General features: G+C 63.9%; 23 protein-coding genes and 1 riboswitch. Of the genes, 14 read left to right on the plus strand and 9 right to left on the minus strand.

Features of this window, described 5'->3' with window-relative positions; all coding sequences use genetic code 11:
• Positions 1-24: 24 nt before the first annotated feature.
• The 3 genes from ACF8MI_RS20910 to ACF8MI_RS20920 are packed head-to-tail and all read right to left on the minus strand — an operon-like array spanning position 25 to position 2,388.
• Positions 25-837 carry an aldo/keto reductase gene (locus ACF8MI_RS20910; protein WP_060500326.1) on the minus strand — a complete coding sequence of 271 codons (813 nt, stop codon included), beginning with the start codon at positions 835-837 and terminating at the stop codon, positions 25-27.
• A complete protein-coding gene (locus ACF8MI_RS20915) occupies positions 834-2,009 on the minus strand; it encodes an FAD-binding oxidoreductase (protein WP_060500328.1) in 1,176 nt (391 codons plus the stop codon). Before ACF8MI_RS20915 ends, ACF8MI_RS20910 begins: the two co-directional genes overlap by 4 nt.
• 46 nt (positions 2,010-2,055) lie before the next feature.
• Positions 2,056-2,388, minus strand: coding sequence for a multidrug efflux SMR transporter (locus ACF8MI_RS20920; protein ID WP_008095055.1), 333 nt, complete (start codon positions 2,386-2,388; stop codon positions 2,056-2,058).
• 87 nt (positions 2,389-2,475) lie between these two features.
• On the opposite strand from ACF8MI_RS20920, the gene ACF8MI_RS20925 reads away from it, so the two are divergent.
• Complete coding sequence (locus ACF8MI_RS20925) at positions 2,476-3,366, plus strand: LysR family transcriptional regulator (RefSeq protein WP_104833853.1); 891 nt, start codon at positions 2,476-2,478, stop codon at positions 3,364-3,366.
• Positions 3,367-3,377: 11 nt separating this feature from the next.
• On the plus strand, positions 3,378-4,649 hold the full coding sequence (gene waaA, locus ACF8MI_RS20930) for a lipid IV(A) 3-deoxy-D-manno-octulosonic acid transferase (protein ID WP_060500332.1): 1,272 nt from the start codon (positions 3,378-3,380) through the stop codon (positions 4,647-4,649).
• A 114-nt stretch (positions 4,650-4,763) separates the two neighbouring features.
• On the opposite strand, the gene ACF8MI_RS20935 is transcribed toward waaA, so the two are convergent.
• Positions 4,764-6,197, minus strand: coding sequence for a TolC family outer membrane protein (locus tag ACF8MI_RS20935; protein WP_060500335.1), 1,434 nt, complete (start codon positions 6,195-6,197; stop codon positions 4,764-4,766).
• Between the two features lie 160 nt (positions 6,198-6,357).
• A riboswitch (TPP riboswitch) is annotated at positions 6,358-6,464 on the plus strand.
• 154 nt (positions 6,465-6,618) lie between these two features.
• On the opposite strand from ACF8MI_RS20935, the gene thiC reads away from it, so the two are divergent.
• Positions 6,619-8,499 (plus strand): phosphomethylpyrimidine synthase ThiC, encoded by a 1,881-nt coding sequence (thiC, locus tag ACF8MI_RS20940; protein WP_060500337.1) that lies wholly within the window; start codon positions 6,619-6,621, stop codon positions 8,497-8,499.
• 144 nt (positions 8,500-8,643) lie between these two features.
• Positions 8,644-9,927 (plus strand): putative hydroxymethylpyrimidine transporter CytX, encoded by a 1,284-nt coding sequence (cytX, locus tag ACF8MI_RS20945; protein WP_104833855.1) that lies wholly within the window; start codon positions 8,644-8,646, stop codon positions 9,925-9,927.
• On the opposite strand, the gene ACF8MI_RS20950 is transcribed toward cytX, so the two are convergent.
• Positions 9,896-10,642 carry an RsiV family protein gene (locus tag ACF8MI_RS20950; protein WP_060500340.1) on the minus strand — a complete coding sequence of 249 codons (747 nt, stop codon included), beginning with the start codon at positions 10,640-10,642 and terminating at the stop codon, positions 9,896-9,898. The genes cytX and ACF8MI_RS20950 overlap by 32 nt on opposite strands.
• 196 nt (positions 10,643-10,838) lie before the next feature.
• On the opposite strand from ACF8MI_RS20950, the gene ACF8MI_RS20955 reads away from it, so the two are divergent.
• The 9 genes from ACF8MI_RS20955 to ACF8MI_RS20995 all read left to right on the plus strand — a co-directional run bounded on the left by ACF8MI_RS20955 (position 10,839) and on the right by ACF8MI_RS20995 (position 20,063).
• Positions 10,839-11,456 (plus strand): NUDIX domain-containing protein, encoded by a 618-nt coding sequence (locus tag ACF8MI_RS20955; protein WP_156867739.1) that lies wholly within the window; start codon positions 10,839-10,841, stop codon positions 11,454-11,456.
• Positions 11,447-11,899 carry a DUF1249 domain-containing protein gene (locus ACF8MI_RS20960; RefSeq protein WP_016501905.1) on the plus strand — a complete coding sequence of 151 codons (453 nt, stop codon included), beginning with the start codon at positions 11,447-11,449 and terminating at the stop codon, positions 11,897-11,899. The genes ACF8MI_RS20955 and ACF8MI_RS20960 overlap by 10 nt, the downstream gene beginning before the upstream one ends.
• Position 11,900: 1 nt before the next feature.
• The gene (gene cpdA, locus ACF8MI_RS20965) at positions 11,901-12,698 is read left to right on the plus strand and encodes a 3',5'-cyclic-AMP phosphodiesterase (RefSeq protein WP_060500344.1); all 798 of its coding nucleotides are present in this window, start codon (positions 11,901-11,903) and stop codon (positions 12,696-12,698) included.
• 166 nt (positions 12,699-12,864) lie between these two features.
• On the plus strand, positions 12,865-13,473 hold the full coding sequence (locus tag ACF8MI_RS20970) for a YqiA/YcfP family alpha/beta fold hydrolase (RefSeq protein ID WP_060500346.1): 609 nt from the start codon (positions 12,865-12,867) through the stop codon (positions 13,471-13,473).
• 35 nt (positions 13,474-13,508) lie between these two features.
• Entirely contained in the window at positions 13,509-15,413 is a 1,905-nt protein-coding gene (gene parE / locus ACF8MI_RS20975; protein ID WP_104833857.1) for a DNA topoisomerase IV subunit B, read from the plus strand.
• Positions 15,410-16,396: an esterase-like activity of phytase family protein gene (locus tag ACF8MI_RS20980; protein ID WP_019097696.1), complete on the plus strand. Its 987-nt coding sequence runs from the start codon at positions 15,410-15,412 to the stop codon at positions 16,394-16,396. The genes parE and ACF8MI_RS20980 overlap by 4 nt, the downstream gene beginning before the upstream one ends.
• Entirely contained in the window at positions 16,393-16,911 is a 519-nt protein-coding gene (locus ACF8MI_RS20985; RefSeq protein WP_200928846.1) for a TIGR02281 family clan AA aspartic protease, read from the plus strand. Before ACF8MI_RS20980 ends, ACF8MI_RS20985 begins: the two co-directional genes overlap by 4 nt.
• A gap of 10 nt (positions 16,912-16,921) precedes the next feature.
• A complete protein-coding gene (gene parC, locus ACF8MI_RS20990) occupies positions 16,922-19,180 on the plus strand; it encodes a DNA topoisomerase IV subunit A (RefSeq protein ID WP_016712337.1) in 2,259 nt (752 codons plus the stop codon).
• Between the two features lie 172 nt (positions 19,181-19,352).
• Positions 19,353-20,063 carry a membrane integrity-associated transporter subunit PqiC gene (locus tag ACF8MI_RS20995; RefSeq protein ID WP_060500352.1) on the plus strand — a complete coding sequence of 237 codons (711 nt, stop codon included), beginning with the start codon at positions 19,353-19,355 and terminating at the stop codon, positions 20,061-20,063.
• Positions 20,064-20,148: 85 nt separating this feature from the next.
• Here ACF8MI_RS20995 and ACF8MI_RS21000 read toward each other — a convergent pair whose 3' ends face one another.
• Positions 20,149-21,606, minus strand: coding sequence for an AhpA/YtjB family protein (locus ACF8MI_RS21000; RefSeq protein ID WP_164525138.1), 1,458 nt, complete (start codon positions 21,604-21,606; stop codon positions 20,149-20,151).
• Positions 21,607-21,740: 134 nt separating this feature from the next.
• On the opposite strand from ACF8MI_RS21000, the gene serB reads away from it, so the two are divergent.
• Positions 21,741-22,955, plus strand: coding sequence for a phosphoserine phosphatase SerB (gene serB / locus ACF8MI_RS21005; protein WP_060500357.1), 1,215 nt, complete (start codon positions 21,741-21,743; stop codon positions 22,953-22,955).
• A 72-nt stretch (positions 22,956-23,027) separates the two neighbouring features.
• On the opposite strand, the gene asd is transcribed toward serB, so the two are convergent.
• Genes asd through ACF8MI_RS21020 form a run of 3 tightly spaced genes read right to left on the minus strand, consistent with a single transcriptional unit; the run spans position 23,028 to position 26,290 of the window.
• Complete coding sequence (gene asd, locus ACF8MI_RS21010) at positions 23,028-23,891, minus strand: archaetidylserine decarboxylase (protein ID WP_016712332.1); 864 nt, start codon at positions 23,889-23,891, stop codon at positions 23,028-23,030.
• A gap of 9 nt (positions 23,892-23,900) precedes the next feature.
• On the minus strand, positions 23,901-24,710 hold the full coding sequence (locus tag ACF8MI_RS21015; protein WP_060500359.1) for a rhodanese-like domain-containing protein: 810 nt from the start codon (positions 24,708-24,710) through the stop codon (positions 23,901-23,903).
• A gap of 44 nt (positions 24,711-24,754) precedes the next feature.
• Positions 24,755-26,290, minus strand: a complete 1,536-nt coding sequence (locus tag ACF8MI_RS21020) for an HDOD domain-containing protein (RefSeq protein ID WP_060500361.1) — start codon at positions 26,288-26,290, stop codon at positions 24,755-24,757.
• Positions 26,291-26,299: the final 9 nt, after the last annotated feature.

A 26,299-nucleotide genomic window follows, 5' to 3' on the forward strand; every position in this document is an offset into this window, starting at 1 on the left:
CCAGGCCCTTGGGCCTGGGGTAACTCAATGCTGGCCCAGGATACGGGCGACGGTGGCCACATTGTGGGCCAGGTGCAGCGGGTTGATGGTGCCGACGATAGCACTGCTGACGCCCGGGTGGGCGAACAGCAGTTCGAAGCTGGCCTGCACCGGGTCAACGCCCGGGGCCAGGCAGACATGTCCACTGGCCAGGGCCTTCTTTACCAGGATGGCCTTGCCGTGTTCGGCAGCGTAGTCCAGCACCGGGCGTTCTGCCTGCTCGTTGAGGTTGTAGGTGACCATGGCGCAGTCGCCCTGTTCCAGTGCTTTCAGGCCGCCGGCCACGGTCTTGCCGGACAGGCCGAAGCCGAGGATCTTGCCCTCCTGCTTCAGTTCAGCCAGGGTCTGGTAGACCTCCTGCTGTTCGAGGATTGCCAGGTCATTGCCGTCGGAATGCACCAGCACCAGTTCGATGCGGTCGGTCTCCAGGCGGCGCAGGCTGCGCTCCACCGAGCGGCGGGTGTGGGCGGCACTGAAGTCGAAGTGCGACTGGCCGTTGTCGAATTCTTCACCGACCTTGCTCACGATCACCCACTCGTTGCGTTGGCCGCGCAGCAGGGGGCCCAGGCGTTCTTCGCTGCGGCCATAGGCCGGGGCGGTGTCGATCAGGTTGATGCCCAGCTCGCGGGCCTGGGCCAGCAGCAGGCGGGCTTCGTCGTCACTGGGGATGGTGAAGCCGGTGGGGTACTTCACGCCTTGGTCGCGGCCCAGTTTGACGGTGCCCAGGCCCAGCGGTGAAACCTTGAAACCGGTGCTGCCCAGCGGGCGATGGAAGTCGTGCAGGGTGGGCAGTGTCATGGCAGCAGTTGCTCCCAGGCAGGAACACCCAGCGGTGGGCGTGGCAGGCCGGCCAGGTCGGCTTGTGCCTGTGGGCGGATGCCGTCGCGCTCCAGGTGGCTGATGACCCGGTCGCTGAAGTCTGGCGCCAAGGCCAGCTTGGTCGGCCAGCCCACCAACAGGCGTTGCTGGTCGGCGAGGAAGGCGTTGTCCGGGCGCACCAGGCCGGACTGCGCAGGTTCGGCGCGGTCGACGCGCAAGGTGGCCCAACGGACCTGGCTTTGATCTACCCATGGCAACAGGCTGGCTATTTCCTTCTGCGCCGCCGCAATCTGTGCTGCCGGCTCACGTGCCACGCCATCGGCTTCAGCCAGATCGCCGCCCAGGTACCAGACCCATTGGCCATCAGCAGCCGGGTGAGTCGTGACTGTTACCCGTGGCTTGGGGCCGCCGCCCAGGCAGTGCGCATACAGCGGCTTGAGGTCAGGGCCCTTGGCCATGACCATGTGCAGCGGGCGGGTTTGCATCGCCGGCTGCTTCAGGCCCAAGGCATGCAGCAGGTCCTCGGTGCCGGCACCGGCGCTGAGCACGATACGCTGGGCGCGGATGTCGCGGCCATCGACGCGCAGGCCGACCAGTTCGTCGCTTTCGCGCAGCGGCTCGATGCGTTCCCCGGCCAACAGGCTGTCGCCCGCCAGGTCGGCCAGGTTGGCCAGCAGGCTGGGTACGTCGATGACCAGTTCGGCCAGGCGATAGACCTTGCCCTTGAAGGCACGGTCTTGCAGGGCCGGCGGCAGTTGTTCGCCTTTTACCTGGTCGACCCGGCCGCGCACGGCCTTGCTCGCGAAGAAGCTGGTGAGGTTGCCGGCCAGGGTGCCTGGCGACCACAGGTAGTGGGCCTCGGACAGCAGACGGGTGTTGCTCAGGTTCAGCTCGCCGCTGCCGCTCAAGGCTTCGCGCCAGCGGCGCGGCATGTCGGCAATGGCTTCCGAAGCACCGGTGAGGGCGCCTTGCAGGGCGTACTTGGTACCGCCGTGAATGATGCCTTGAGACTTGATGGTCTGCTCGCCGCCAAGGCTGGCGCGCTCCACCAGCACTGTCGAATACCCCAGGCGGCGCAGGCGGGCATTGAGCCAGAGGCCTGCGACCCCGGCGCCGACGATCAGCACGTCAGTGGAAATGGCAGATGGCATGGCGGTACCTCGAAGACTGGGACAGCTGGCAAGTATACAGGCAGCTTCAGTGCCCGGCAGTCTTGGAGAACAGCTGAATCACCACCACCCCACCCACGATCATCGCCATCCCCAGCATTGCCGGCACATCCAGCTTCTGCCCGTAGATCACCAGCGCCGCCACACTGATCAGCACAATCCCCAGCCCCGACCAGATGGCATAGGCAATGCCCACCGGAATGCTGCGCACCACCAGGGTCAGCATCCAGAACGCGATGCCATAGCCAACCACCATCAGCAGCAACGGCAATGGCGTGCTCAGGCCTTTCACTGCTTTCATCGAAGCGGTGGCAATGACTTCGGCGCAGATGGCGATGGCGAGGTAGGTGTAGGCATTCATGGCAGGATCCTCCGATAACTGGTCGGGCATTCTAGCCCCTACCTGGATGGGGTAAAGTCATTACCTATCAGTTGGGGAGATAGGTTGATGGCCGAGCAATGGAACCTTGAGCAACTGCGCACCTTCCTGCGCGTCGCTGAACTGCGCTCGTTTTCTGCCGTGGCCCGGGAGCAGCGCAAGGCGCAGTCGGCCATCAGCAGCGCGATTGCCCTGCTTGAAACCGACCTGGGGGTCACCCTGTTCGAGCGCAGCAGTGGCCGGCAGCCTAAGCTGACCGAGAACGGCAGTGCGTTACTGGAAGATGCCCGCGAACTGCTGCGACAGTGCGAACGTCTGGATGGCCGCGCCCTTGCGTTGATGCGCGGGCAGGAGGCTTTGCTGCGGGTGGCGCAGGACGAAGCCATGCCTTATCAGCCGGTGATAGACAGCCTCGATGAGCTCGCCAGCCGCTACCCCTATCTGGAGGTGCAACTGGCCAGTGGTGCGCAAGGTGATGTGGCGCGCAAGCTGGTGGAACGCCGCGCCGACCTGGGCCTGTTCTTTCACCACGAAAGCATGCCGACATCACTGGAGCGGCGCGCCTTGGGCAGTGTGGAGATGGTCACGGTGTGCGCCGTCGGCCATCCGCTTGCAGGTGAGGGTCGGGTCACCCGCCAGCAACTGGCCCGCCACCGGCAACTCCTCATTACGCCACAGCAAAGCGGTTACCCCGGCGGCGAGGCAGTCAGCCCGCAGGTGTGGCGTGCCGACAGCTTCTACGCCATGGCCGAATTGCTGATGCGCGGCCTGGGCTGGGCCTGGTTGCCGCGGCATGTGGTGCAGTACCCGACTTATCAGGCGCATATGGTCGAGCTGGACAGCGAGTGGCGCCCGCCTGCACTGGTGGCAGAGCTGGCCTGGCGCCGTGATGAGCCACTGGGGCCTGCGGCGCAGTGGCTGGCCGAGCGCTTTGCAGTGCACTTGCGTGCGATCGGGTAAACTCCGCCGCCATGAACAGAACACTCTATACCTTGCTGTTTCACCTGGGCCTGCCATTGGTTGCGCTGCGCCTGTACCTGCGCGCACGCAAGGCGCCGGCCTATGGCCAGCGCATCGGCGAGCGCTTTGCCTTCAAGCTGCCGGCCATGCGCAGGGCAGGCATCTGGGTGCATGCGGTGTCGGTGGGCGAAAGCATCGCCGCCGCGCCAATGGTGCGGGCCTTGCTGAAGGCCTACCCGGAACTGCCAATCACGCTTACCTGCATGACGCCGACCGGTTCCGAGCGCATTCGCGCCATGTTCGCCGACGAACCGCGCGTGCAGCATTGCTACCTGCCCTACGACCTGCCCTGGGCGGCCGGGCGTTTTCTCGACCATGTGCAGCCCAAGCTGGGCATCATCATGGAAACCGAGCTGTGGCCCAATCACATTCACCAGTGCGCCAAACGCGGCATCCCGGTGGCGCTGGCCAATGCGCGCTTGTCCGAGCGCTCGGCCCGTGGCTATGGGCGCTTTGCCAAGCTGACACGGCCAATGCTGGCGCAGATGAGCCTGATTGCCGTGCAGACCGAAACCGAGGCCCAGCGCTTCCGTGATTTGGGCGCGCGCGCTGAGTGCGTGCAGGTCACCGGTTCGATCAAGTTCGACCTGAAGATTGATGAGCAACTGCTTCCGCGCGCCCAGGCGCTGCGTGCGCAATGGGGGGCTGAGCAGCGCCCGGTGTGGATTGCGGCCAGTACCCATGAAGGCGAGGATGCGCTGATTTTGCAGGCGCACCGGCAGTTGTTGCAGGTGCATGGCGATGCGTTGCTGATCCTGGTGCCGCGCCATCCCGAGCGATTCAATGCGGTACATGTGCTGTGCTGCGAGCAATTCGCTACCGTACGGCGTTCTGCTGGCACGCCCGTCGAGGCGCAAACCCAGGTATTGCTTGGCGATACGATGGGTGAGCTGTTGTTCCTGTATGCGCTGGCCGACATTGCCTTTGTCGGCGGTAGCCTGGTGGCAACCGGTGGGCACAACCCGCTGGAGCCGGCAGCGCTGGCGTTGCCGGTGCTGATGGGGCCGCATGTGTTCAACTTCCTTGAAATCAGCGCGATGCTGCGTGAGGCGGGGGCGTTGCAGCAGGTGGACGATGCCGACGGGCTGGCCGGGGCGGTGCGGCGGCTGGTCGAGTTGCCGCAGGATGCCCAGCGCATGGGCGAGGCGGGTAGGGCGGTGATGCGGGCCAATCAGGGCGCTTTGCGGCGCTTGCTTGATGGCCTTGGCGCGCTCATCCGCTGATTTTTGTGTTGGCTTTTTCGCGGGCAAGCCCGCTCCCACAGGATTGATGCATACGTAGAAAACCGCACAGCCCCTGTGGGAGCGGGCTTGCCCGCGAATGGTCCAACACCTATCTCAAGGCCTGCGCTCGAAGTTCTTGGCCGCTGCAGCCGCCAGGTCCGGTGGCAGGAAGTCCTTGTCCGGGTTGTAGTCCGGCTTCAGGTAACGCTTGAGGTCCGCCAGGTCTTGCGGGCTCAACGTACCCGCCGCTTGCTTCAGGCTCAGGTTGTCCAGAATGTAGTCATAGCGGCTGTTGTTGTAATCCCTCACCGAGGTATACAGCTGGCGCTGGGCATCGAGCACGTCGACGATGTTGCGGGTACCGACCTGGTAGCCGATTTCAGTAGCCTCCAGCGCACTCTGGTTGGAGATGATCGACTGCTTGCGCGCCTGCACCTGTTCCACGTCGGTGTTCACCGCGCGGTGCAGGTTGCGGGTGTTTTCCACCACCTGGCGGCGCAGGCTTTCGCGCTGCTGCTCGCTCTGGCTCAGGCGCTGGTAAGCCTCGCGTACCTGCGAGCTGGTCAGGCCGCCGCTGTAGATCGGAATGTTCAGTTGCAGGCCCACGCTGGTCTGTTCCACATCGCCGCTGTAACGCACGCCTAGTTGCGAAGGGTTGGTGAAGCCCAGGCTGTCGTTGTCACCCTTCTGGTACTTGGCCACTGCATCCAGGGTCGGCGCATGGCCGGCCTTGCGCTGGCGCAGGGTTTCTTCAGCGGCGGACACCGCGTAGTTGGTGGCCAGCAGGTTGAGGTTCTGGCGCCCGGCAGTTTCGACCCAGGCCTTGGCGTCGTTGGGCGTTGGCACCTGCACCGGCAGGCTATGCACCACACCCTGAATCGAGGTGTATTCACGGTTGGTCAGGGTGACCAGTGCTTCAAAGGCATCCTGCACCTGGCGCTCGGCAATGATCCGGTTGGCCCGGGCCGTGTCGTAGCTGGCCTGGGATTGCAGCACGTCGGTCTTGTCCGACAGGCCCACATCGAAACGCTCGTTGGACTGGTCGAGCTGGCGCTTGAACGCGGCCTCTTCGGCTTTGGTGGCGGCCAGGTTGTCCTGGGCACGCAGCACGGCGAAGTAGTTCTGCGCAGTTTGCAGGATCAGGTTCTGTTCAGTGGCCGACAGCTCCAGCGCCGCCTGTTCGTTGACGGCCTCGGCTGCCTGCAACTGGAACCAGCGGTCGGCGCGGAAGATGGGCTGGGCCAGCGTCGCGCTCCATGAGTTACCGCTGCGGTTGGAGGTGATGGAAGGCTCGTCCAGCTTGGTGCGGGTGTTCATCATCTCGGCGCCAGCCGACAGGTTGGGCAGCAACCCGGCGCGGGCCTGTGGCACCACTTCGCGGCGGGCGCCGTAATCGGCGCGGGCGGCGGCCAGGTCGGCGTTGTTGTCCACCGCTTCCTGGTAGACGCTGACCAGGTCGGTCTTCACTGTCGGGGGCACGTCCGCTGCCCAGACCACTCCGTTGGACGCACAAGACACGGCTATCGCCAGTGAGAGTTTGCGCAGCATAGAGGCAATCCTTGTACGAAATTTAATTACTGAACTGTTGAGTATCGGATGACGGGCCAGTGTAGTGCCATGCGCCCCCGGCAACAATCGCCTGGTGTGCCTTTCATCAACCGCGCATTTACCCGCTTGGCTTTGCCGACCACTCCAGTCTAGACTGCGCATGTTCTTGTCGGGGTGCCTTGAAGCAAAGGCTGAGATCGCAGAGGTGCGGATCCCGTTGAACCTGATCAGGTTAGCGCCTGCGTAGGGAACAAGATTGCTCGCCTTCCCGGGGAGCCTCTTGTGCCAGGTCCGGGAATGTCGCAGCTGCATGCAGCTTCAGGCACCCCCATATCCGGCACTGCACCCATCATGGGTGCGTCCGCGCCATTCAGGTTCACCCCGACATTCCACTGCTAGGAAGCCGTCTGGAGAGCCTGTGATGACCAAACAAGAAAAAGCGATCAACCTCAGCGAATCGGCACAAGTCGATCAGCAGTCCGTGCAACCGTTCCCGCGCTCGCGCAAGGTGTATGTCGAAGGCTCGCGCCCGGACATCCGCGTGCCCATGCGTGAAATCAGCCTGGACGACACCCCGACCGATTTCGGTGGCGAAACCAATGCCCCGGTGCTGGTCTACGACACCTCTGGCCCGTACACCGACCCCAACGTGATCATCGACGTGCGCAAGGGCCTGGCCGACGTGCGTTCGGCGTGGATCGACGCCCGTGGTGACACCGAGCGCCTGGACGGCCTGAGCTCCGATTTCGGCCAGCAGCGCCTGAACGATGCCGAACTGGCCAAGCTGCGCTTTGCCCACGTGCGCAACCCGCGCCGCGCCAAGGCCGGCGCCAACGTCTCGCAGATGCACTATGCCCGCCAAGGCATCATCACCGCCGAGATGGAATACGTGGCCATCCGCGAAAACATGAAGCTGCAAGAGGCCCGCGCCGCTGGCCTGCTCAAGGAGCAGCACGCCGGCCACAGCTTCGGCGCCAACATCCCGAAAGAAATCACCCCCGAATTCGTCCGCCAGGAAATCGCCCGTGGCCGCGCGATCATCCCGGCCAACATCAACCACCCGGAAGTGGAGCCGATGATCATCGGCCGCAACTTCCTGGTGAAGATCAACGGCAACATCGGCAACAGCGCACTAGGGTCCTCGATCGAGGAAGAAGTGGCCAAGCTGACCTGGGGCATCCGCTGGGGTTCGGACACGGTCATGGACCTGTCCACCGGCAAGCACATCCACGAAACCCGCGAGTGGATCATCCGCAACTCGCCGGTGCCGATCGGTACCGTGCCAATCTACCAGGCGCTGGAGAAGGTCAACGGCGTGGCCGAAGACCTGACCTGGGAGCTGTTCCGCGACACCCTGATCGAGCAGGCTGAACAGGGCGTGGACTACTTCACCATCCACGCCGGCGTGCTGCTGCGCTATGTGCCGCTGACCGCCAAACGTGTTACCGGCATCGTCAGCCGTGGTGGCTCGATCATGGCCAAGTGGTGCCTGGCGCACCACAAGGAAAACTTCCTGTACACCCACTTCGACGAAATCTGCGAAATCATGAAGGCCTACGACGTCAGCTTCTCGCTGGGCGACGGCCTGCGCCCTGGCTCGATTGCCGATGCCAACGACGCCGCGCAGTTCGGTGAGCTGGAAACCCTCGGCGAGCTGACCAAGATCGCCTGGAAGCACGACGTGCAGTGCATGATCGAAGGCCCGGGCCACGTACCGATGCAGTTGATCAAGGAGAACATGGACAAGCAGCTGGAGTGCTGCGACGAGGCGCCGTTCTACACCCTCGGCCCGCTGACCACCGACATTGCCCCGGGTTACGACCACATCACGTCGGGCATTGGTGCGGCGATGATCGGCTGGTTCGGTTGCGCCATGCTGTGCTACGTCACGCCCAAGGAGCACCTGGGCCTGCCGAACAAGGACGACGTGAAAACCGGCATCATCACCTACAAGATCGCCGCGCACGCGGCCGACCTTGCCAAGGGCCACCCGGGCGCGCAGATTCGCGACAACGCCCTGTCCAAGGCGCGTTTCGAGTTCCGCTGGGAAGACCAGTTCAACCTCGGCCTGGACCCGGACACTGCCCGTGCCTTCCACGACGAGACCCTGCCGAAGGAATCGGCCAAGGTCGCGCACTTCTGCTCGATGTGCGGGCCGAAGTTCTGCTCGATGAAGATCACCCAGGAAGTGCGTGAATACGCCGCCAAGATCGAGACCGTGGACGTGTCGGTCGAAGAAGGCATGCGCGAGCAGGCCGAGCGGTTCCGCCAGGAAGGCAGCCAGCTGTACCACAAAGTCTAAGTCGCAGCGCCTTACCCTGTGGGAGCGGGCGTGCCTGCGAACAAGGGCGAAGCCCTTGCCAGGCACCGCGGTGCTTGCTTCGCAGGCACGCCCGCTCCCACAGGGTGCTGTGTGCAACCCCTAATTCTTTTGGCGAACATAACAATGACCACCCCCAGCCAGTTTTCCCCCGACCACCCGGTCCCTACCCACCAGCGCATCTTCGGTGCCCGCGACCTGTTCTCGCTCTGGTTCTCTCTCGGCATCGGCCTGATGGTGCTGCAGGTCGGCGCCATGCTGGCCCCCGGTCTGGGCCTGGCGGGCGCCGTGCTGGCCATCGCACTGGGCACCGGCGTGGGCGTACTGTTGCTGGGGGCTGCCGGTGTGATCGGCAGCGACACCGGCCTGTCGGCTATGGGTACCCTGAAACTCAGCCTGGGCAGCCACGGCGCGCGCCTGCCGGCGCTGCTCAACCTGCTGCAACTGGTCGGCTGGGGCGCGTTCGAGATCATTGTCATGCGCGATGCCGCCAGCCTGCTGGGCGCGCGCGCCTTCGGCGAAGACAGTGCCTGGAACAGCCCGATGCTGTGGACCCTGTGCTTCGGTGCCCTGGCCACCTTGCTGGCAGTGAGCGGGCCACTGGCCTTCGTGCGCAAGGTACTGCGCGCCTGGGGTATCTGGTTGCTGCTGGGTGCTTGCGTCTGGCTGACCTGGAACCTGTTCGCCAAAGCTGACCTGGCTGATCTGTGGAACCGCGCCGGGGACGGCTCGATGTCGCTGGCGGTGGGCTTCGACATCGTCATTGCCATGCCCCTTTCGTGGCTTCCGCTGATCGCCGACTACTCGCGCTTCGCCCGCAACGGCAAGCATGTATTTGGCGGTACGGTAGTGGGCTACTTCATCGGCAACACCTGGCTGATGAGCCTGGGCGTGGCTTACACCCTGGCCTTCGCTGCCAATGGCGAGGTCAATGCCCTGCTGCTGGCCCTGGCGGCCGCCGGTATGGGTATTCCGCTGTTGCTGATTTTGCTGGACGAGTCGGAAAAGGCCTTTGCCGACATTCATTCGGCGGCCGTGTCCACGGGTGTGCTGGTGCCGGTGAAGGTCGAGCACCTGGCCTTGGCCATTGGTGTGCTGTGCACCCTGATCGCTTTGCTGGCGCCGCTGGCCCAGTACGAAAACTTCCTGCTACTGATCGGCTCGGTGTTCGCGCCGCTGTTCGGCGTGGTGCTGATGGACCACTACGTGGTGCGTCGCCGTCGTCTGCCGGCCCAGGTGGGTGGTTTGCACTGGCAGGCGCTGCTGGCCTGGGTGGTGGGTGTGGCGGCTTACCATGTCATCGCTACACAAGCGCCGGACTTCGGGGCGACCCTGCCGGCACTGGTGCTGGCAGGGCTACTGCACGGGCTGTTGAGCCTCAGCCGCGGCCGGGAAACAGTTCAGGCTTGAGCACGCCATTCAGGCGCGGGTAAGGGATCTTCAGCTCTACGTGGCCCATGGAATAGGGCGCGATGGCGTAGACCTCATACTTGACCACGACTGCGCCGTACGTCAGGGCGATGTGCGGCGATTTCTTGAACGGCCAGGTTTTGACGAACTCGGCGTCCTTGTCCATGCCCACGCTCATCAGCCAGGCCCGGTGCGACTCTTCGACGGTTTTCCAGAAGGTGTCTTCCTGGCCGGGCACCAGCATGTCCTGCAGGGTCAGTACCTTGTCCAGCTTGCGCGAATAGTTGATGAAACCGCGCCCCGGCATGCCGTGGGCGCCACCGCTGTCCAGGTAACTGGACAATTCGATGATCACCAGCCCGTCATGCTGCTCGCGTACTTTGGCTTGCAGGTAGCTGCTGTTACGTTTGTCGGCGCTGGCCAGGTATTGCTGCTCGTAGGCCTGCAGGGTGCTCGGCGCGGTGCCATGCTGATTGTCTTCGGTCAGTTGCAGCAGGCGTTTTTCGACGATGGCGTCCAGCTTTGGCAAGGCCGGGAAGTGGACCATGTCGATGTTCACCAGCGGGCAGTCGCTTTCGCTGCAGCCGGGTTTCACGTGCTCCCAGGCGTCGCGCTTGACCTCGAGCGGGGTCCGGTAGTTGGGCGTGAACAGGCTCTGGCAGGCGCCCAGAGCGAGTGCCAGCACGGCCACGGATGTCAGTTTGACAAGTGTCATGATGATCCTTGCAGAACAGGGAAAAGTCGGCCTTTGACCGTCTGCGCGGCCTTCAGTTCGCCACTAAGCTAACAGAGTGAAGACCTGCTGTCCCGAGTGCGCCAGCGGTTGGCGGAAAGGGATGAAACCGGCAGGCGTGCAGAGTAGGATGGCGCGATGCAGTAACCAGGCGGTTGATGTAGCAACGAGGATTTCCATGTCAGACACATTGAATTCGGTGCCCAAGGCGGTCGAGATCGTCAAGCGGGCCAACTGTTTCCAGGGCTTCTACAAGCTCGACAAGGTGCACCTGCGCCACGAACTGTTTGCCGGAGGCATGGGCCGCGAGATCAGCCGCGAACTGTTCGTGCGCCACGATGCAGTGTGTGTACTGCCTTACGACCCGTTGCGTGATGAAGTGGTGCTGATCGAGCAGTTTCGCGTGGGCGCCATGGGCAAGATCGATAACCCCTGGCTGATCGAGATGGTCGCCGGGCTGATCGACAAGGACGAACAACCCGAGGAAGTTGCCCACCGCGAAGCCGAAGAAGAAGCAGGCCTGACGTTCAGTGCACTGTGGCCGATGACCCGCTACTTTCCGTCGCCTGGTGGCAGTGACGAATACGTTCATCTGTTCCTTGGCCGGTGCAGCAGCGAGGGTGCGGGCGGCCTTCATGGCCTGGAACAAGAGGGCGAAGACATTCGCGTGCGCGTGTGGTCGTTCGAGGACGCCTTGCAGGCTGTGCGCGACGGGCGTATCTGCAACGCGGCGACCATCATCGGCCTGCAATGGCTGGCGCTGAACCGCGACGAAGTACGAGGTATGTGGAAGTGAACCTGCTGCGCGAGCGCTATCGAGTCGATCTGGTCGGGCTGCAGGCAGCCTGCGAGGCCAACTACGCCCGGCTGATGCGCCTGTTGCCCGACATGCGCACCACCCAGAGCTCGCGCCGTATCGGCATGACGCAGGGTGACCAGATGCTCGGTGTGCTGGTGCTCGACGTGGTGCTGGCCTGCCCGTACACCACCACCCTGCATGTACGCCAGGAACACAGCCTGCCGTGGTTGCCGGTACCGCATCTTGAGGTGCAGGTTTATCACGATGCGCGCATGGCCGAAGTGGTCAGTGCCGAACACACGCGGCGCCTGCGCAGCATCTATCCGTACCCGAACGAGGCCATGCATCAACCGGACGAAAAGGCCCAGCTCAACCTGTTCCTCGGTGAATGGCTGAGCCATTGCCTGGCTTGCGGTCACGAACTGGCAAGTGTTCGCTGACATGCGGCCAGACCTGATGCGCCCTGTGCATGTGGTGCAACTGACCGACGCTCACCTTTTCGCCGATCCTGCCGGCAGCATGTTGGGCCTTAAAACCCGTGACAGCCTGCGCCATGTGGTGGCCCAGGTGCAGCGTGAGCAACCGCTTGTCGACTTGCTGCTGTGCACGGGGGACCTGTCCCAGGATGCCAGTGTTGCCTCTTATGAAGCGTTTCGTGAGCTGACCACGCCATTTGCCGTGCCCACCCGCTGGTTGCCGGGCAACCATGACGAAGCCCGGGTCATGGCCGAAGTGGCACCGGAGCTTGTGCAGGCGGTGACCGATATTGGCGCGTGGCGCGTGGTCATGCTTAACACCGCCGTGCGCGGTGCAAACCACGGGTTTCTTGAAGATGACCAGCTGGCGGTGCTGAAAGCCGCCTTGGAAGGCGCAGGTGAGCGGTATTGCCTGGTGTGCTTCCACCATCAGCCGGTGGACATCGGCTGCGCCTGGATCGCGCCGATCGGCTTGTGCAACGCCCAGGCACTGTTCGATATCGTCGAGGCTTATCCACAGGTGCGGGCGTTGCTGTGGGGGCATGTGCATCAGGAATGGGATGAAGTACGCGATGGCCGGCGCCTGCTGGCCACGCCGTCGACCTGCATTCAGTTCGCGGCGCGCAGTGAGGATTTCCAGGTGAGCGAGGAACACCCAGGTTACCGCTGGTTGCGCCTGCATGCCGATGGGCGGCTGGAGACCGGGGTTGAGCGGGCAACGGACTTTGAGGTGAAACTCGACTTCGATAGCCCAGGTTATTAGAGGAATTCAGGGCTGTTCCCACAGGGATTGCACAGGAGCTGATACTGGCAATTTGAAGAAATTATTGCGATGCCCGTTGTACTGCGTCAAAACCCGGCGAACGCGCTACACTGCGCGTCCCTGCGCCCGCATCATCAGGCGCAACGCCACAGTTTCCGGGGGCAGCATGTCGGGTTCCATCCTTTATATCCATGGCTTCAACAGCTCGCCGCTTTCCACCAAGGCGCGCCAGCTCGAAGCCGTGATGCAGCACCTGGGGCTGTCGGCCCAGCTACGCGTGCCTGCCTTGCACCACCACCCGCGCCAGGCCATCGCCCAGCTCGAAGCGGCTATCGCAGAACTCGGTGCGCCATTACTGGTGGGCAGCTCGCTCGGCGGCTACTATGCCACCCATCTGGCCGAGCGCTATGGCCTGAAAGCGCTGCTGGTCAACCCGGCGGTAACCCCGCACAAGCATTTCGACGGTTACCTGGGCACCCAGCGCAATCATTACAGTGGTGAAACCTGGGAGCTGACCCACGATCACGTGAAGGCCCTGGCCGAGCTGGAAGTACCGGCCCCGGTCGATGCCAGCCGCTATCAAGTGTGGCTGCAGACCGCCGATGAAACCCTGGACTATCGCCACGCCGAACACTATTACCGTGCATGTGCCCTGCGCATCCAGGCCGGTGGCGACCACAGCTTCCAGGGCTTCGCCCAGCACCTGCCGGCACTGCTGGCCTTCGCCGGCATTGCCCGCGGGCAGTATGCGGCGCTCGATTTTTCTGTATTTTGACTTTTTTGCACTCACCAGACTGACGAAGAGACCCTATGGCCAATCCCAGCGCTAGCGCCTATAACGCAGACGCCATCGAAGTCCTCTCGGGCCTTGACCCGGTCCGCAAGCGGCCGGGCATGTACACCGATACCAGCCGCCCCAACCACCTGGCCCAGGAAGTCATCGACAACAGCGTCGACGAAGCCCTGGCTGGCCACGCCCGTTCGGTGCAGGTCATCCTGCATGCGGACCACTCGCTTGAAGTCAGCGACGATGGCCGCGGCATGCCCGTGGACATCCACCCGGAAGAGGGTGTGTCCGGGGTTGAGCTGATCCTCACCAAGCTGCACGCCGGCGGCAAGTTCTCCAACAAGAACTACCAGTTCTCCGGTGGTTTGCACGGTGTGGGTATTTCGGTGGTCAACGCCCTGTCGACCCAGGTGCGTGTGCGCGTCAAGCGCGACGGCAACGAATACCAGATGACCTTTGCCGATGGCTTCAAGGCCAGCGAGCTGGAAGTGGTCGGTTCGGTCGGCAAGCGCAACACCGGCACCAGCGTCTACTTCAGCCCCGACCCGAAGTACTTCGACTCGCCCAAGTTCTCCATCAGCCGCCTCAAGCATGTGCTCAAGGCCAAGGCCGTGCTGTGCCCGGGCCTGCTGGTCAGCTTCGAGGACAAGGCCAGCGGTGAAAAGGTCGAGTGGCACTATGAAGACGGTTTGCGCTCTTACCTGGTCGATTCGGTCAACGCGTTCCAGCGCCTGCCCGACGAGCCGTTCTGCGGCAGCCTTGCCGGTAACAAGGAAGCCGTTGACTGGGCACTGCTGTGGCTGCCAGAGGGCGGCGACAGCATCCAGGAAAGCTATGTCAACCTGATTCCGACCGCCCAGGGCGGTACCCACGTCAACGGCCTGCGCCAAGGGCTGCTGGATGCCATGCGCGAGTTCTGCGAGTTCCGCAACCTGCTGCCGCGCGGGGTGAAGCTGGCACCGGAGGACGTCTGGGAACGCATCACCTTCGTGCTGTCGATGAAGATGCAGGACCCGCAGTTCTCCGGGCAGACCAAAGAGCGCCTGTCTTCGCGTGAAGCGGCAGCGTTCGTTTCCGGCGTGGTCAAGGACGCCTTCAGCCTGTGGCTCAACGCCCACCCCGAGCTGGGCATGCAGCTGGCCGAGCTGGCCATCAGCAATGCCGGACGCCGCCTCAAGGCCAGCAAGAAGGTAGAACGCAAGCGCATCACTCAGGGCCCGGCATTGCCCGGCAAGCTGGCCGATTGTGCGGGCCAGGACCCGATGCGTGCAGAGCTGTTCCTGGTCGAGGGTGACTCGGCCGGTGGCTCGGCCAAGCAGGCGCGGGACAAGGAGTTCCAGGCGATCCTGCCGCTGCGCGGCAAGATCCTCAACACCTGGGAAGTGGACGGTGGCGAAGTCCTGGCCAGCCAGGAAGTACACAACATTGCCGTGGCCATTGGCGTTGACCCCGGTGCCACCGACCTTGCGCAGCTGCGCTACGGTAAAATCTGCATCCTCGCCGACGCCGACTCTGACGGCCTGCACATTGCCACGCTGCTGTGCGCGCTGTTCGTTCAGCACTTCCGGGCGTTGGTCGAGGCCGGGCACGTGTATGTGGCCATGCCGCCGCTGTACCGCATCGATCTGGGCAAGGAAATCTACTACGCCCTCGACGAAGCCGAGCGTGACGGCATCCTCGACCGCCTGGTGGCCGAGAAGAAGCGCGGCAAGCCGCAGGTCACCCGCTTCAAGGGCCTGGGCGAGATGAACCCGCCACAGCTGCGCGAAACCACCATGGACCCGAACACCCGGCGCCTGGTGCAGCTGACCCTGGATGACGTGCAGGCCACCTGCGAGCTGATGGACAAGCTGCTGGCCAAGAAGCGCGCCGGCGACCGCAAGAGCTGGCTGGAAACCAAAGGCAACCTGGCCGAGGTCATGGTTTGATTCGGCAGTTTCTTGCCGTTTGCCTTGCGCTGGTTGCCCTGCCAAGCCTGGCGGGCAACTGGCCCGAGCTGAAGCTCAGTGCCGAACACCCGATCGACGGCATGCGCGGTGGCAACCTTTCGGGCCTGGTGGAGTGCCGGGGCGGGCTGTGGGGCGTGTCCGATCGCGACGACGACCGTATCTACCGCTTCGACCAGCAAAACCCGACCTGGCGTGCGCAACCGCTGACCTTCACCCCGCCATCGCCACCGGAAAGCGGCCTGCCTTGGGGCCTGAAGTCGCGCAACTGGGCGGCGTCTTACATTCGCGGAGGCGAGCTGGACTTCGAGGGCATCACCTGTGATCAGGCGGGTAACCTCTACCTGGCCAGTGAGGCCCATGCCGCCGTGTTGCAGTTGCCCGTGGACGGCGAACCGGACTGGTTGAAAATCGACCCGGCCATGGTTCGCCAGGCCCGCGCCAGCGGCATGCTGCTGAACTTCAATGCACTGTTCGAAGGCCTGGCGATCAACCCGGCGGGCGACCGCCTGTGGCTGGCCGCCGAGCGCGAACGGCGTGGCCTGGTAGCCATCGAGCGGCAGCAATCGGTGTGGACTTGCGGGCGCAGCTGTGTGCTGTTGAGCGAGGCCGGGGTCGAGATGCAGCCTGCGCAAATGCCCGATGCCCGAGCGCTTTCGCGTGATTTTTCCGACCTTGCCTGGTTCGAGGGCAAGCTGTTCACGCTCGAACGCAACGCCTACCGGGTGTGCCGGCGTGATGTCGACAGCGGCAAGGTCGAGCGTTGCTGGTCGTTTGCAGCAGATGCCCTGGTGGAGTCGCGCCGATACGCGCAACCGTTCGGCCTGGCCGAAGCGCTTGTCATCGATGCCAAGGGCGCCTGGATTGGCCTGGACAACAACAACGGCGCCCGCGCCGATGGTGAAACACGCCCGATCGTCTGGCGCTTCGACGCGCCGGAAGGTGGCTGGAGCGCCAAACCATGAGCCAGACGCCGGGCAAGCGCGCGGGCAGGGTGCTGATGGTCGTCGCCTGGGCGGCGGCACTGTTTCTTGCCACGCGTTTTTTCGGCCAGTGGGAAGACAGCCAGCGTAACCCCAACACCCAGGTGCAGTCCGAGCATGGCGAAGGCTTTATCGAGGTGGGGCTGCTGAGCAATGGCCAGGGCCATTTCGTGGTGGATGGTGCCATCAATGGCCAGGTGGTGCATTTCATGCTCGACACCGGCGCTACCGACGTGGCCATCCCCGAGGCATTGGCTCGGGACCTGAACCTGGAGCGGGGCAGCCCGGTACTGCTCAGCACCGCCAACGGGCGCACCGAGGGCTACCGCACACGCCTGGCCAGCCTGCAACTGGGGGACATCCGCCTGCAGGGCGTACGCGCAATCGTGGTGCCAGGCCTAGACGGGCCAACCGTATTGCTGGGCATGAGTGCCCTGAAACAACTTGAATTTACCCAGCGCGGCGGCACCATGCTGCTGCGCCAGAACCTGAAATGACGAGGCCCGCATGAGCGACTCACTGGAACTCAGCCTGGACGGCGTAGAACGCCGCTCGCTGGCTGACTTCACCGAACAGGCCTACCTCAACTATTCCATGTACGTGATCATGGACCGCGCCTTGCCGCACATCGGCGACGGCTTGAAGCCGGTGCAGCGACGCATCGTCTACGCCATGAGCGAGTTGGGGCTCGATGCCGATGCCAAGCACAAGAAATCGGCGCGTACCGTCGGTGACGTGCTCGGTAAGTTCCACCCCCACGGCGACTCGGCCTGCTACGAGGCCATGGTGCTGATGGCGCAGCCGTTCAGCTACCGCTACACCCTGGTCGACGGCCAGGGCAACTGGGGTGCGCCGGACGATCCGAAGTCGTTCGCCGCCATGCGTTACACCGAGGCGCGCTTGTCGCGCTACGCCGAAGTGCTGCTGAGCGAAGTCGGCCAGGGCACCGTCGACTGGGTGCCGAACTTTGACGGCACCCTGCAGGAGCCGGCCGTGCTGCCCGCGCGCCTGCCCAACATCCTGCTCAACGGCACCACCGGTATCGCCGTGGGCATGGCCACCGACGTACCGCCGCACAACCTGCGTGAAGTGGCCAGCGCCTGTGTGCGCCTGCTCGACGAGCCAAAGGCCACCATCGAGCAGCTGTGCGAGCACATCCAGGGGCCGGACTACCCGACAGAGGCCGAGATTGTCACGCCTCGGGCGGAAATCCTCAAAATGTACGAGAGCGGCCGTGGCTCGATCCGCATGCGTGCCGTGTACCGCGTCGAAGATGGCGATATCGTCGTCACCGCGCTGCCGCATCAGGTTTCCGGGGCCAAGGTGCTGGAGCAGATCGCCGCGCAGATGCAGGCCAAGAAGCTGCCGATGGTCGCCGACCTGCGTGACGAGTCGGACCACGAAAACCCGTGCCGCATCGTCATCATCCCGCGTTCCAACCGCGTGGATGCCGACGAACTGATGCAGCACCTGTTCGCCACCACCGACCTGGAAAGCAGCTACCGGGTGAACGTGAACATCATCGGCCTCGACGGTCGGCCGCAGTTGAAGAACCTGCGTGCCATCCTGGTGGAGTGGCTGGAGTTCCGTACCAACACGGTTCGCCGCCGCTTGCAGCACCGCCTGGACAAGGTCGAGAAGCGTCTGCACCTGTTGGACGGTTTGCTCACCGCGTTCCTCAACCTGGATGAAGTGATCCATATCATCCGTACCGAGGAGCACCCCAAGCAGGCGCTGATCGAACGCTTCGAGCTCACCGAGATTCAGGCTGACTACATCCTCGAGACCCGCCTGCGGCAGCTGGCACGCCTTGAAGAGATGAAGATCCGCGGCGAGCAGGACGAGTTGCTGAAGGAGCAAGCCAAGCTGCAGGCCTTGCTGGGTAGCGAGGCCAAACTGCGCAAGCTGGTGCGTAGCGAACTGATCAAGGATGCCGAAACCTACGGCGACGACCGCCGCTCGCCGATTGTCGAGCGCGCCGAAGCCAAGGCGCTGTCGGAAAACGAACTGATGCCGACCGAGCCGGTTACCGTGGTGCTGTCGGAGAAGGGCTGGGTGCGTTGTGCCAAAGGCCACGATATCGACGCTACAGGCCTTTCCTACAAGGCCGGCGACGGCTTCAAGGCCGCTGCGGCCGGGCGTTCCAACCAGTTTGCCGTGCTCATCGACTCCACCGGCCGCAGCTACTCGCTGGCCGCTCACAGCCTGCCATCGGCGCGTGGCCAGGGCGAGCCGTTGACGGGCCGCCTGACGCCGCCACCGGGTGCGACCTTCGAATGCGTGCTGCTGCCGGATGACGATGCACTGTATGTGGTGGCATCGGATGCCGGTTACGGCTTTGTGGTCAAGGGCGAAGACCTGCAGGCCAAGAACAAGGCCGGCAAGGGCCTGCTCAGCCTGCCCAACGGCGCCAAGGTCATGACCCCGCGCCCGGTGGCCGACCGCGAGCAGGACTGGCTGGCGGCAGTCACCACCGAGGGCCGGTTGTTGGTATTCAAGGTCAGTGACTTGCCACAGCTGGGTAAAGGCAAGGGCAACAAGATCATTGGCGTGCCAGGCGACCGGGTGGCCAGCCGTGAAGAATTTGTCACCGATCTGGCCGTGATCCCCGAAGGTGCAACCCTTGTATTGCAAGCCGGCAAGCGTACCCTATCTCTGAAAGCGGACGACCTGGAGCATTACAAGGGCGAGCGCGGACGGCGGGGCAGCAAGCTGCCGCGCGGCTTCCAGCGCGTCGATGGGTTGCAGGTGGAAGTACCGGCTTAACCGGTAGAAATGTCTGGAACGGCAATTTCAGCGCCGTTCCGGGCAGAAATGCTGGAGTCGGACGATTATTTCGCGGATGATATGGCCCTTGCGGTGCCGACGTAGTCGTGTGCCCGTTTGAATCTCTATGTATCACTGCGGTCTGCCTGTAGGCGACCGCCTGGATGGGATGATGAAATTTCTGCGCCTTCCATTTGCGCTGTTGATGACTGGCCTGCTGGGCCTTGGCGGGTGCACCATGCATCAGCCGGTTGCCCTGTACCAGCTCGACAGTGGTGATCCTGGCCAGCCTTCGCAAAGTGCAGGCATGGCCGTGGTACTCGGCCCGGTATCGGTGGCCGATTACCTGCAGCGCGAGACGTTCCTGCAACGTCAGGCCGATGGCAGCCTGAGCGCGGCGACCGACGGTCGCTGGGCGGGCAGCCTTTCGTCGGATATCGACCAGCTGCTGGTGCGTCAGCTTGCCTGGCGCCTGGACAGCCAGCGCGTGGTGCTGGCCCCGGCAACCGCTGGTTTCAGCCCGGATGTACAAGTGCTGTTGTCGATCACCCGCCTGGACTCGGGCAAAAACCAGCCGGCAATCCTTGATGCTCAGTGGCGCCTGTTGGACCGCCGTGGCCATGTGCGTGACAACCGCATCGTTCACCTTGAGCAGCCGCACGAGGGGAGCGAGTCGTCGCAGGTGCAGGCCCAGGGCCAACTGCTGCAGAAGCTGGCTGAACAGCTGAGCACGGCGGTGAAGCCACTGGCCAACCAGCCGGCAATTGCCGAAGAGTCGCCTAAAAAGCCCGCAGCGCCGGTGCAAGTGAAGAAGGCGCCGGAGAAGTCCAAGATCCCGATGGCTTCGCCGATTCGTACCGATATGGAAGTGTATCGGTTCTGATCAAGCCGCCAGCCACAAAAAAGCCCGCATGTTTGCGGGCTTTTTCATGTCTGCAAGGTTGACGCGGACTTTGTGGGAGACGCTATCAGGCCCTGCGCTCGTGCATCCGCGCCAACTGCCGCTCCAGCATCGACGGATAAGGCTCCATCAAACGCTCCACGCAGCAGGCACCCTCAGGGCTGGCAATCGGGCGAATACGCGCACGCTGGCGAATCAGCGCGTCATCGCTGATCTGCCGCTCTACCAGCAACAGGTTGCGGCTGTGTTGCGACAGTGCCAGGGCATCCTGGGCCTTTTCGGCCATCAGCAGGTCCACCATCTCCAACCCTTGCAGGTCGTTGCCCAAGGCCAGGCCCAGCTGTAGCTGCAGGGTGATGCCGCTGTCGGCCACTTCAATCTGCAGGGCGTGGCCCAGGGCGCGCAACAGCTCGCCGCAGCAGATGGCATTGGTCAGGTAGTCTTCGCCGCACTCGCGGCTGTGGAACAGCACCAGGGTGCTGCCATCGTTCAGCGTGTGGGTTTCACCGTCGTAGAGCGAAGCCGCGTGCTCCAGGCAATCGCGGTAGCGTTCGGTCAGCTCGGTGAGGCGTGTGCGTGGCAAACGGCGCAACTGCTCCTGCGAGCCCAGTTGCACGGCAAGGACGGCGCTGTACTGCGGTTCGTCAGACCCGACCACGGCAGCGGCCTTGGGTGCACTGTCGTCGTCCAGCAGGCCGGCGAAGGCGTCGTCGTCCTCGTCTTCTACCGCGGCAACCCTGGCGCGTGGTGCGGCCTTGGGGGCCGGTGAAGGCTCGTGCAGGTCGTCGTATTGCGCGTCGTCCTCTTCCTCCAGCTCGGGCTCTGGCGGCGGCGGCGGGGCCAGGCGCGCATGCAGCTGGCGGGCGATATCGCCGATCTCGTCCTGGCGGTTGGTGGCCGGGGTGTAGGGTTGCGGGTCGCGCAGCCATACCCGTAACTGCAGCAGCGGCAGGGTAATGAAACGGCCCTGGCGCAGGCTCAGGGTCAACGCGAGTACCAGCAGGATGGCGGCCAGGATACCCATGCTCTGCAGGCTGATCAGCATCGGCTGCTGGAACTGGCTCATGTCCAGGCTTATGCGCAGTTGCCCGGCAGTGACGTCCTGGAAGGTGATCTTGGTCTGGTACAAGCCCTCGGCCTCACCCAGCAGGCTGTTGCGCGGGCGCTGGCCGGCTTCGGCGAGGATGCGGTTGTCCACACTGTAGATTGCCGCATGGGCCACCAGCGGGTTTTTCACCAGGTTACCCAGCAGCACGTTGAGGCTGAGGATGTCGTTTGACACCAGCAGCTCGGTTGCCGACGTGGCCGTCTGGGTGGTCAGGCTCTGGCCCAAGGCGTCGGCCTGCTGATGCATGGCCTGCTTGAACTGCAGGCCCATGACGCAGGCATAGATCACCAGCGCCAGCGCCACCAGGAAGATGTTGGTGCAGGCGATGCGCAGTGCCAGCGGCACGCGACGTTGACTCAGGGCACGATAGATCATCAGGAAGAAGTTGTCTGGTTTGACGGGCGTGGGCCGGTTCACTGAGCTCGGCTCTTAATGGCATGAAAGTGGGGGGAGTATAGCGACCCGGGTTTTGTCGGCAAAGTATCGTTGGCGCCCGATGGTCACGGAAAATCGGTAGAATGCGCATTTTTCATCGAAGTCGGAGCCAGGTTGTGCGCGAAATCGTCCTGATCAACATCACCGGTGAGGACCGTCCCGGTCTCACTGCGGCTATCACCGGCGTCCTGCTGCAGGGCGGTGTGAGCATCCTCGACATCGGCCTGGCGGTCATGCACGGCACCTTGTCGTTCGGCATTCTGGTCGATATCCCGGACAACGAAGTGGCTACCGCGCTGCTGCAAAGCGTGCAGGCCAAGGCTCACGAGCTGAACTTGCAGGCCCGCTACACGCCGATTTCCGAGGCGGACTACCAGCACTGGGCCGACGGCCAGGGTGAAGCGCGCCACATCGTGACCCTGCTCAGCCGCAAGATCACCCCCGAGCAATTGCAGCGTGTGAGTGCGGTGATCAGCCAATACGGCCTGACCATCGAGCGCATCGAACGCCTGTCGGCCCGGGTAGCGCTGGACGCCGAAACCAAAAAGGGCAAGGCGGCCATCGAGATTTCCGTGCGCGGCGTGCCGAGCGACGCCCAGGCCCTGCGGGCTGACTTCTTCGCCCTGGCTGAAGCGCTGAGCGTCGACATCGCCTTCCAGAAGGACGACCTGTTCCGTCGCAACCGCCGTCTGGCGGTGTTCGACATGGACTCCACACTGATCGAGGCCGAAGTCATCGATGAATTGGCTAAGGCGGCCGGCGTGGGTGAGCAGGTGGCGGCCATCACCGAGCGTGCCATGCGCGGCGAGCTGGACTTCCGCGCCAGCTTCAAGGAGCGCATGGCGCTGCTCAAGGGCCTGGATGTGGGCGTGCTGGACGAAATCGGGGCTTCGCTGCGCCTGACCGAGGGCGCCGAAAACCTGTTCGCCGAACTCAAGCGCCTGGGTTACAAGACGGCGATCCTGTCGGGCGGCTTTACCTACTTTGCCCGCCAGGTGCAGGCGCGTCTGGGTATCGACTACGTATTTGCGAACGAGCTGGAAGTGGTCGACGGCAAGGTGACCGGCGTGGCGGTCGAGCCGATCGTCGATGCCCAGCGCAAGGCCGAGCTGTTGCAGAAGCTGGCCAGTGAAGAAGGTTTGCAGCTGGAGCAGACCATTGCCGTGGGTGACGGTGCCAACGACCTGCCGATGCTGTCGCTGGCCGGGTTGGGCGTGGCGTTCCGCGCCAAGCCGCTGGTGCGCCAGTCGGCCAAGCAGGCCATTTCCACCCTGGGGCTGGATGGTGTGCTGTACCTGCTGGGCCTGCGCGACCGCGAAGCCCGCGGTTGACCTGGGTGTCTGGGGCTGCAAAGCCCCCAAAAAAAGGCCCTGCTCATGCAGGGCCTTTTTCATGCGGCTGAATCAAGCCTGTGCAGGCTCTGCCAACAGCTGCCCCATGCGCACTGCGGAACCAGCGCCCAGATTTTCAGCCCATTTCACCTGCTCTGGCCCGAACAGCACGATGGCGGTCGAGCCCAGCTTGAAGCGGCCCAGCTCGGCACCTTTCTCCAGGTGGATCGGCGCACGACTGGCTTCGTCGTAACGGAAAGTCTTCAGCTCACGCTTGGGCGGCGTCACCAGCCCGGCCCACACGGTCTCGATCGAGGCCACGATCATTGCACCCACCAACACCACGGCCATCGGCCCGCGTTCGGTGTCGAACAGGCAGACCACGCGCTCGTTGCGGGCGAACAGCTCGGGAACGTTCTCTGCGGTGGTCTGGTTGACCGAGAACAGGCGGCCCGGCACGTAGACCATTTCGCGCAGGGTACCGGCCAGCGGCATGTGCACGCGGTGGTAATCCTTGGGCGACAGGTAGATGGTGGCGAACTCGCCGCCCATGAACGGCGCGGCCATGGCCGGATCGCCGCCCAGCAGCTCTTGCGCGCTGAAACCGTGGCCCTTGGCCTGGAAGATGCGACCGTGCTCGATCGGGCCGAGCTGGCTGACGGCGCCGTCGGCGGGGCACAGGATTGCGCCCGGGGTTTCGTCCAGTGGGCGGGCACCTGGCTTCAGGGCGCGGGTGAAGAATGCATTGAAGTGCTCGTAGGCGCTCAAGTCCTCGACCAGGGCCTCGGACATGTTCACCTGGTAGCGCTTGGCGAACCAGGCGGTAAAGGCGTTTTTGAACCAGCGCGCGCGGCACTCGGCAACGCAGCCGGCCAACCGCGACAGCAGGTGGTGCGGCAGCAGGTACTGGCTGATGATGAACAGACGGGATTTCATGCAGGTTCCTTAAACTTCTACAGGCGTGTCCGGGTGGTTGCCCCATTCGCTCCACGAGCCGGCATAGGCCTTGACGCGTGGGTAGCCGAGGGCCTTGGCCACCAGATAAGTGAAACCGGAGCGGCGATGGGTCTGGCAGTGGGTGATCACTTCCTTGTCAGGGGTGATGCCCAGTTGCTCGAGGACTGCTTTGATGTCCTTGCGAATGCGCAGGTGGTCGTTCAGATCCATGCCTGCGGTCCACTCGAAGTTGATCGCGCCGGGGATATGGCCACCCTTGGCTGCCAGCACTTTCTCGCCGTTGAATTCCTGCGGGCCGCGCGCGTCCCAGATGACCAGGTCATCGGCGCCCAGGCGGCTTTGCAGGTACTCGCGGGTGGCGGTGGGCGCGTTGTCGATACGCAGATGCACCGGATGGTTGCCGCTGGCGGGCACTTCGGTGGTCAGCTTGTCTGCTGGCCAGGCCTGGATGCCGCCATTGAGATAGTGGTAATGCTTATGGCCGATCACGTCGAGCAGCCAGATGAAACGCCCGGCCCAGCCGCCGCCTTCATCGTCATACACCACATACACGGCGTCGTTGCGGTGGCCGAGTTCGCTGAACAGTTTTTCCAGGTCACCCAGCGTAGGCAGCAGGCCGGGTGCAGGAGGCTGGCCAAGCTGGGTACGCTTGCCTTCGACAAAGCGTGCACCGGGGATATGCCCGCTGACATAGCGGTTGGCGCTGCTCAGATCGACCAGGATCAGCTGGGGCGAATCCAGGCGTGGCAGCAGGTCCGCGGCTTCGATCACCAGGGGCAGGCCGGAAAAGTCAGTCATCCACGGTCTCCAGTGTGGAAAGAGGGGCGATTGTAGCGCAAGGCTCAGCCCTTGCGGTTGGCAAACACCGACAGCGCCCGCTCGGTACATTGCGCGGTCTTGCCGAAGGCCTGCACGCTGATGTCGGCCAAAGGCCGGCAGCCTTGGTCGGCCACCATCAGCATCAGCACCTGGTCGTTCACCGCCAGCGAGCGTAGCAGCACATGCTCGCTGCGGAACAGCGCCCGCAGCGGGGCGGGTAACAGTGCCGAGAACTGGGTGTGGTTTTCCGGGGTGATGCGCAATTGCCCTGCCTGGGCCAACAGCTTTTGCAGCAGTTTGTTCTGCGACACTTGGAGGGTCAGGGCGCCAGCCTCCTTGGGCAGGCCAGCAAGTTGCTGCACGCGCAGGTAGTCGCTGGCTTTGTCCAGGCTCAGTAGCAGGATGCGTTGCATGCCGCAGGCCTGCAGGGCTTCGAGGGCCTGGGTGGCCAGGTGCACGGTGTTGGTGAACGGGCTAGGCTGGGCCAGCAGGTGCTGGCACAGCTTGCGCCAGCGCGCCAGGTCGTCGCTGCTGGGGGGTGGGGGGGCGAGCATGTCCGGGTGCGGGCGGCGCTGGTGCCAGGGCCAGATCAACGCCTCCGCCGGGTGGAACAACGCGTGCCGGGCGTGGCGGCGGGCACTGGCGGCGGCCTGTTGGTGCACTTGCTGCTGCACATCTTCCAGCGAGGTTTGCAGGTACAGCGCGGTCAGCAACTGCCAGCGCAGCAGGTGCGGGTTGTCCCAGCCAACTTGTGCGGCCAGGGCCAGGTTGTTGGCCAGCAGCACGGTGTTGGCCGGTTGGTTGAACCAGCGGCGCAGGCCAGGCTCGGCGTCCAGGCGGTGTTGTTGGCTGAGCAGGTCTTCGTCGCGGGCGATACTCAGCACCTGAGCCAGCTGCTCGCGCTCTTCCAGCAACAGGCGGTAGCCCTGAGTCACCCACTGCGGCAGGCGCCAGTACTCCGCCATGGTCTGGCACAGCGCCATGATCCGCACGCCAAACAGCTCTTCCTCGACATGGGCGGCGTCTTCGCCCTTGTGGATAACCCGTAGCTCCCAGGTGTCTAGCAGTTTGGGGTAGGCCAACGCCAGTGGCCAGAGGGGTGACAGAAACAGCAGGCTGCCCCAGTGAATCTCCTGCCACAGCCGTGCCAGGCGGCTGGCGAACAGGCCGCTGGCCTGTTGCGAGGCGTGCTGGCTGATCAGCTGGAACTGGCTGAATACGGGCGGGATTTCTTCCGCAGGCACCGAGGGCAGGCGCTTGAGCAGTTGTTCGATGCGCGCCAGGCCCAGGCGATTAAGGGCCACTTCCAGGCTTTCGGCGGGTTCGGCCTGGCTGGCATTGGTGGGGTGATTGGCTTCGCGCATCACCGACAGCACCAGTGCCGGGCTATCCTGCATCAGTTCGGCGATATCACGCAGCGAGCGGCGGCTATCGTTGATGGCGGCCATGACCCGGTCGTAGCTGTGCTTCGGCACGGGGATGCGAACACTCTCTAGCAGCTTTACCCAGGCCTCTAGCGTACGTGGGGCCTGAGCGGGCACCTTGGTTTCAATTGGCATTTTGACATC

This window comes from Pseudomonas sp. yb_9, assembly GCF_043103635.1.
In the GTDB taxonomy this organism is placed as follows: domain Bacteria; phylum Pseudomonadota; class Gammaproteobacteria; order Pseudomonadales; family Pseudomonadaceae; genus Aquipseudomonas; species Aquipseudomonas monteilii.

Excerpts from the sequence above, each read along its gene's own strand:
- ACF8MI_RS20955 (WP_156867739.1), top strand. The coding sequence starts at position 10,839 with ATGTCAGACACATTGAATTCGGTGCCCAAGGCGGTCGAGATCGTCAAG.
- ACF8MI_RS21020 (WP_060500361.1), bottom strand. The coding sequence starts at position 26,290 with ATGCCAATTGAAACCAAGGTGCCCGCTCAGGCCCCACGTACGCTAGAG.
- waaA (WP_060500332.1), top strand. The coding sequence starts at position 3,378 with ATGAACAGAACACTCTATACCTTGCTGTTTCACCTGGGCCTGCCATTG.
- ACF8MI_RS20935 (WP_060500335.1), bottom strand. The coding sequence starts at position 6,197 with ATGCTGCGCAAACTCTCACTGGCGATAGCCGTGTCTTGTGCGTCCAAC.
- ACF8MI_RS20995 (WP_060500352.1), top strand. The coding sequence starts at position 19,353 with ATGAAATTTCTGCGCCTTCCATTTGCGCTGTTGATGACTGGCCTGCTG.
- ACF8MI_RS20915 (WP_060500328.1), bottom strand. The coding sequence starts at position 2,009 with ATGCCATCTGCCATTTCCACTGACGTGCTGATCGTCGGCGCCGGGGTC.
- cpdA (WP_060500344.1), top strand. The coding sequence starts at position 11,901 with ATGCGGCCAGACCTGATGCGCCCTGTGCATGTGGTGCAACTGACCGAC.
- ACF8MI_RS20910 (WP_060500326.1), bottom strand. The coding sequence starts at position 837 with ATGACACTGCCCACCCTGCACGACTTCCATCGCCCGCTGGGCAGCACC.
- ACF8MI_RS20950 (WP_060500340.1), bottom strand. The coding sequence starts at position 10,642 with ATGACACTTGTCAAACTGACATCCGTGGCCGTGCTGGCACTCGCTCTG.
- parC (WP_016712337.1), top strand. The coding sequence starts at position 16,922 with ATGAGCGACTCACTGGAACTCAGCCTGGACGGCGTAGAACGCCGCTCG.
- ACF8MI_RS20925 (WP_104833853.1), top strand. The coding sequence starts at position 2,476 with ATGGCCGAGCAATGGAACCTTGAGCAACTGCGCACCTTCCTGCGCGTC.
- ACF8MI_RS21015 (WP_060500359.1), bottom strand. The coding sequence starts at position 24,710 with ATGACTGACTTTTCCGGCCTGCCCCTGGTGATCGAAGCCGCGGACCTG.
- asd (WP_016712332.1), bottom strand. The coding sequence starts at position 23,891 with ATGAAATCCCGTCTGTTCATCATCAGCCAGTACCTGCTGCCGCACCAC.
- ACF8MI_RS20920 (WP_008095055.1), bottom strand. The coding sequence starts at position 2,388 with ATGAATGCCTACACCTACCTCGCCATCGCCATCTGCGCCGAAGTCATT.
- cytX (WP_104833855.1), top strand. The coding sequence starts at position 8,644 with ATGACCACCCCCAGCCAGTTTTCCCCCGACCACCCGGTCCCTACCCAC.
- ACF8MI_RS20970 (WP_060500346.1), top strand. The coding sequence starts at position 12,865 with ATGTCGGGTTCCATCCTTTATATCCATGGCTTCAACAGCTCGCCGCTT.
- parE (WP_104833857.1), top strand. The coding sequence starts at position 13,509 with ATGGCCAATCCCAGCGCTAGCGCCTATAACGCAGACGCCATCGAAGTC.
- ACF8MI_RS20985 (WP_200928846.1), top strand. The coding sequence starts at position 16,393 with ATGAGCCAGACGCCGGGCAAGCGCGCGGGCAGGGTGCTGATGGTCGTC.
- thiC (WP_060500337.1), top strand. The coding sequence starts at position 6,619 with ATGACCAAACAAGAAAAAGCGATCAACCTCAGCGAATCGGCACAAGTC.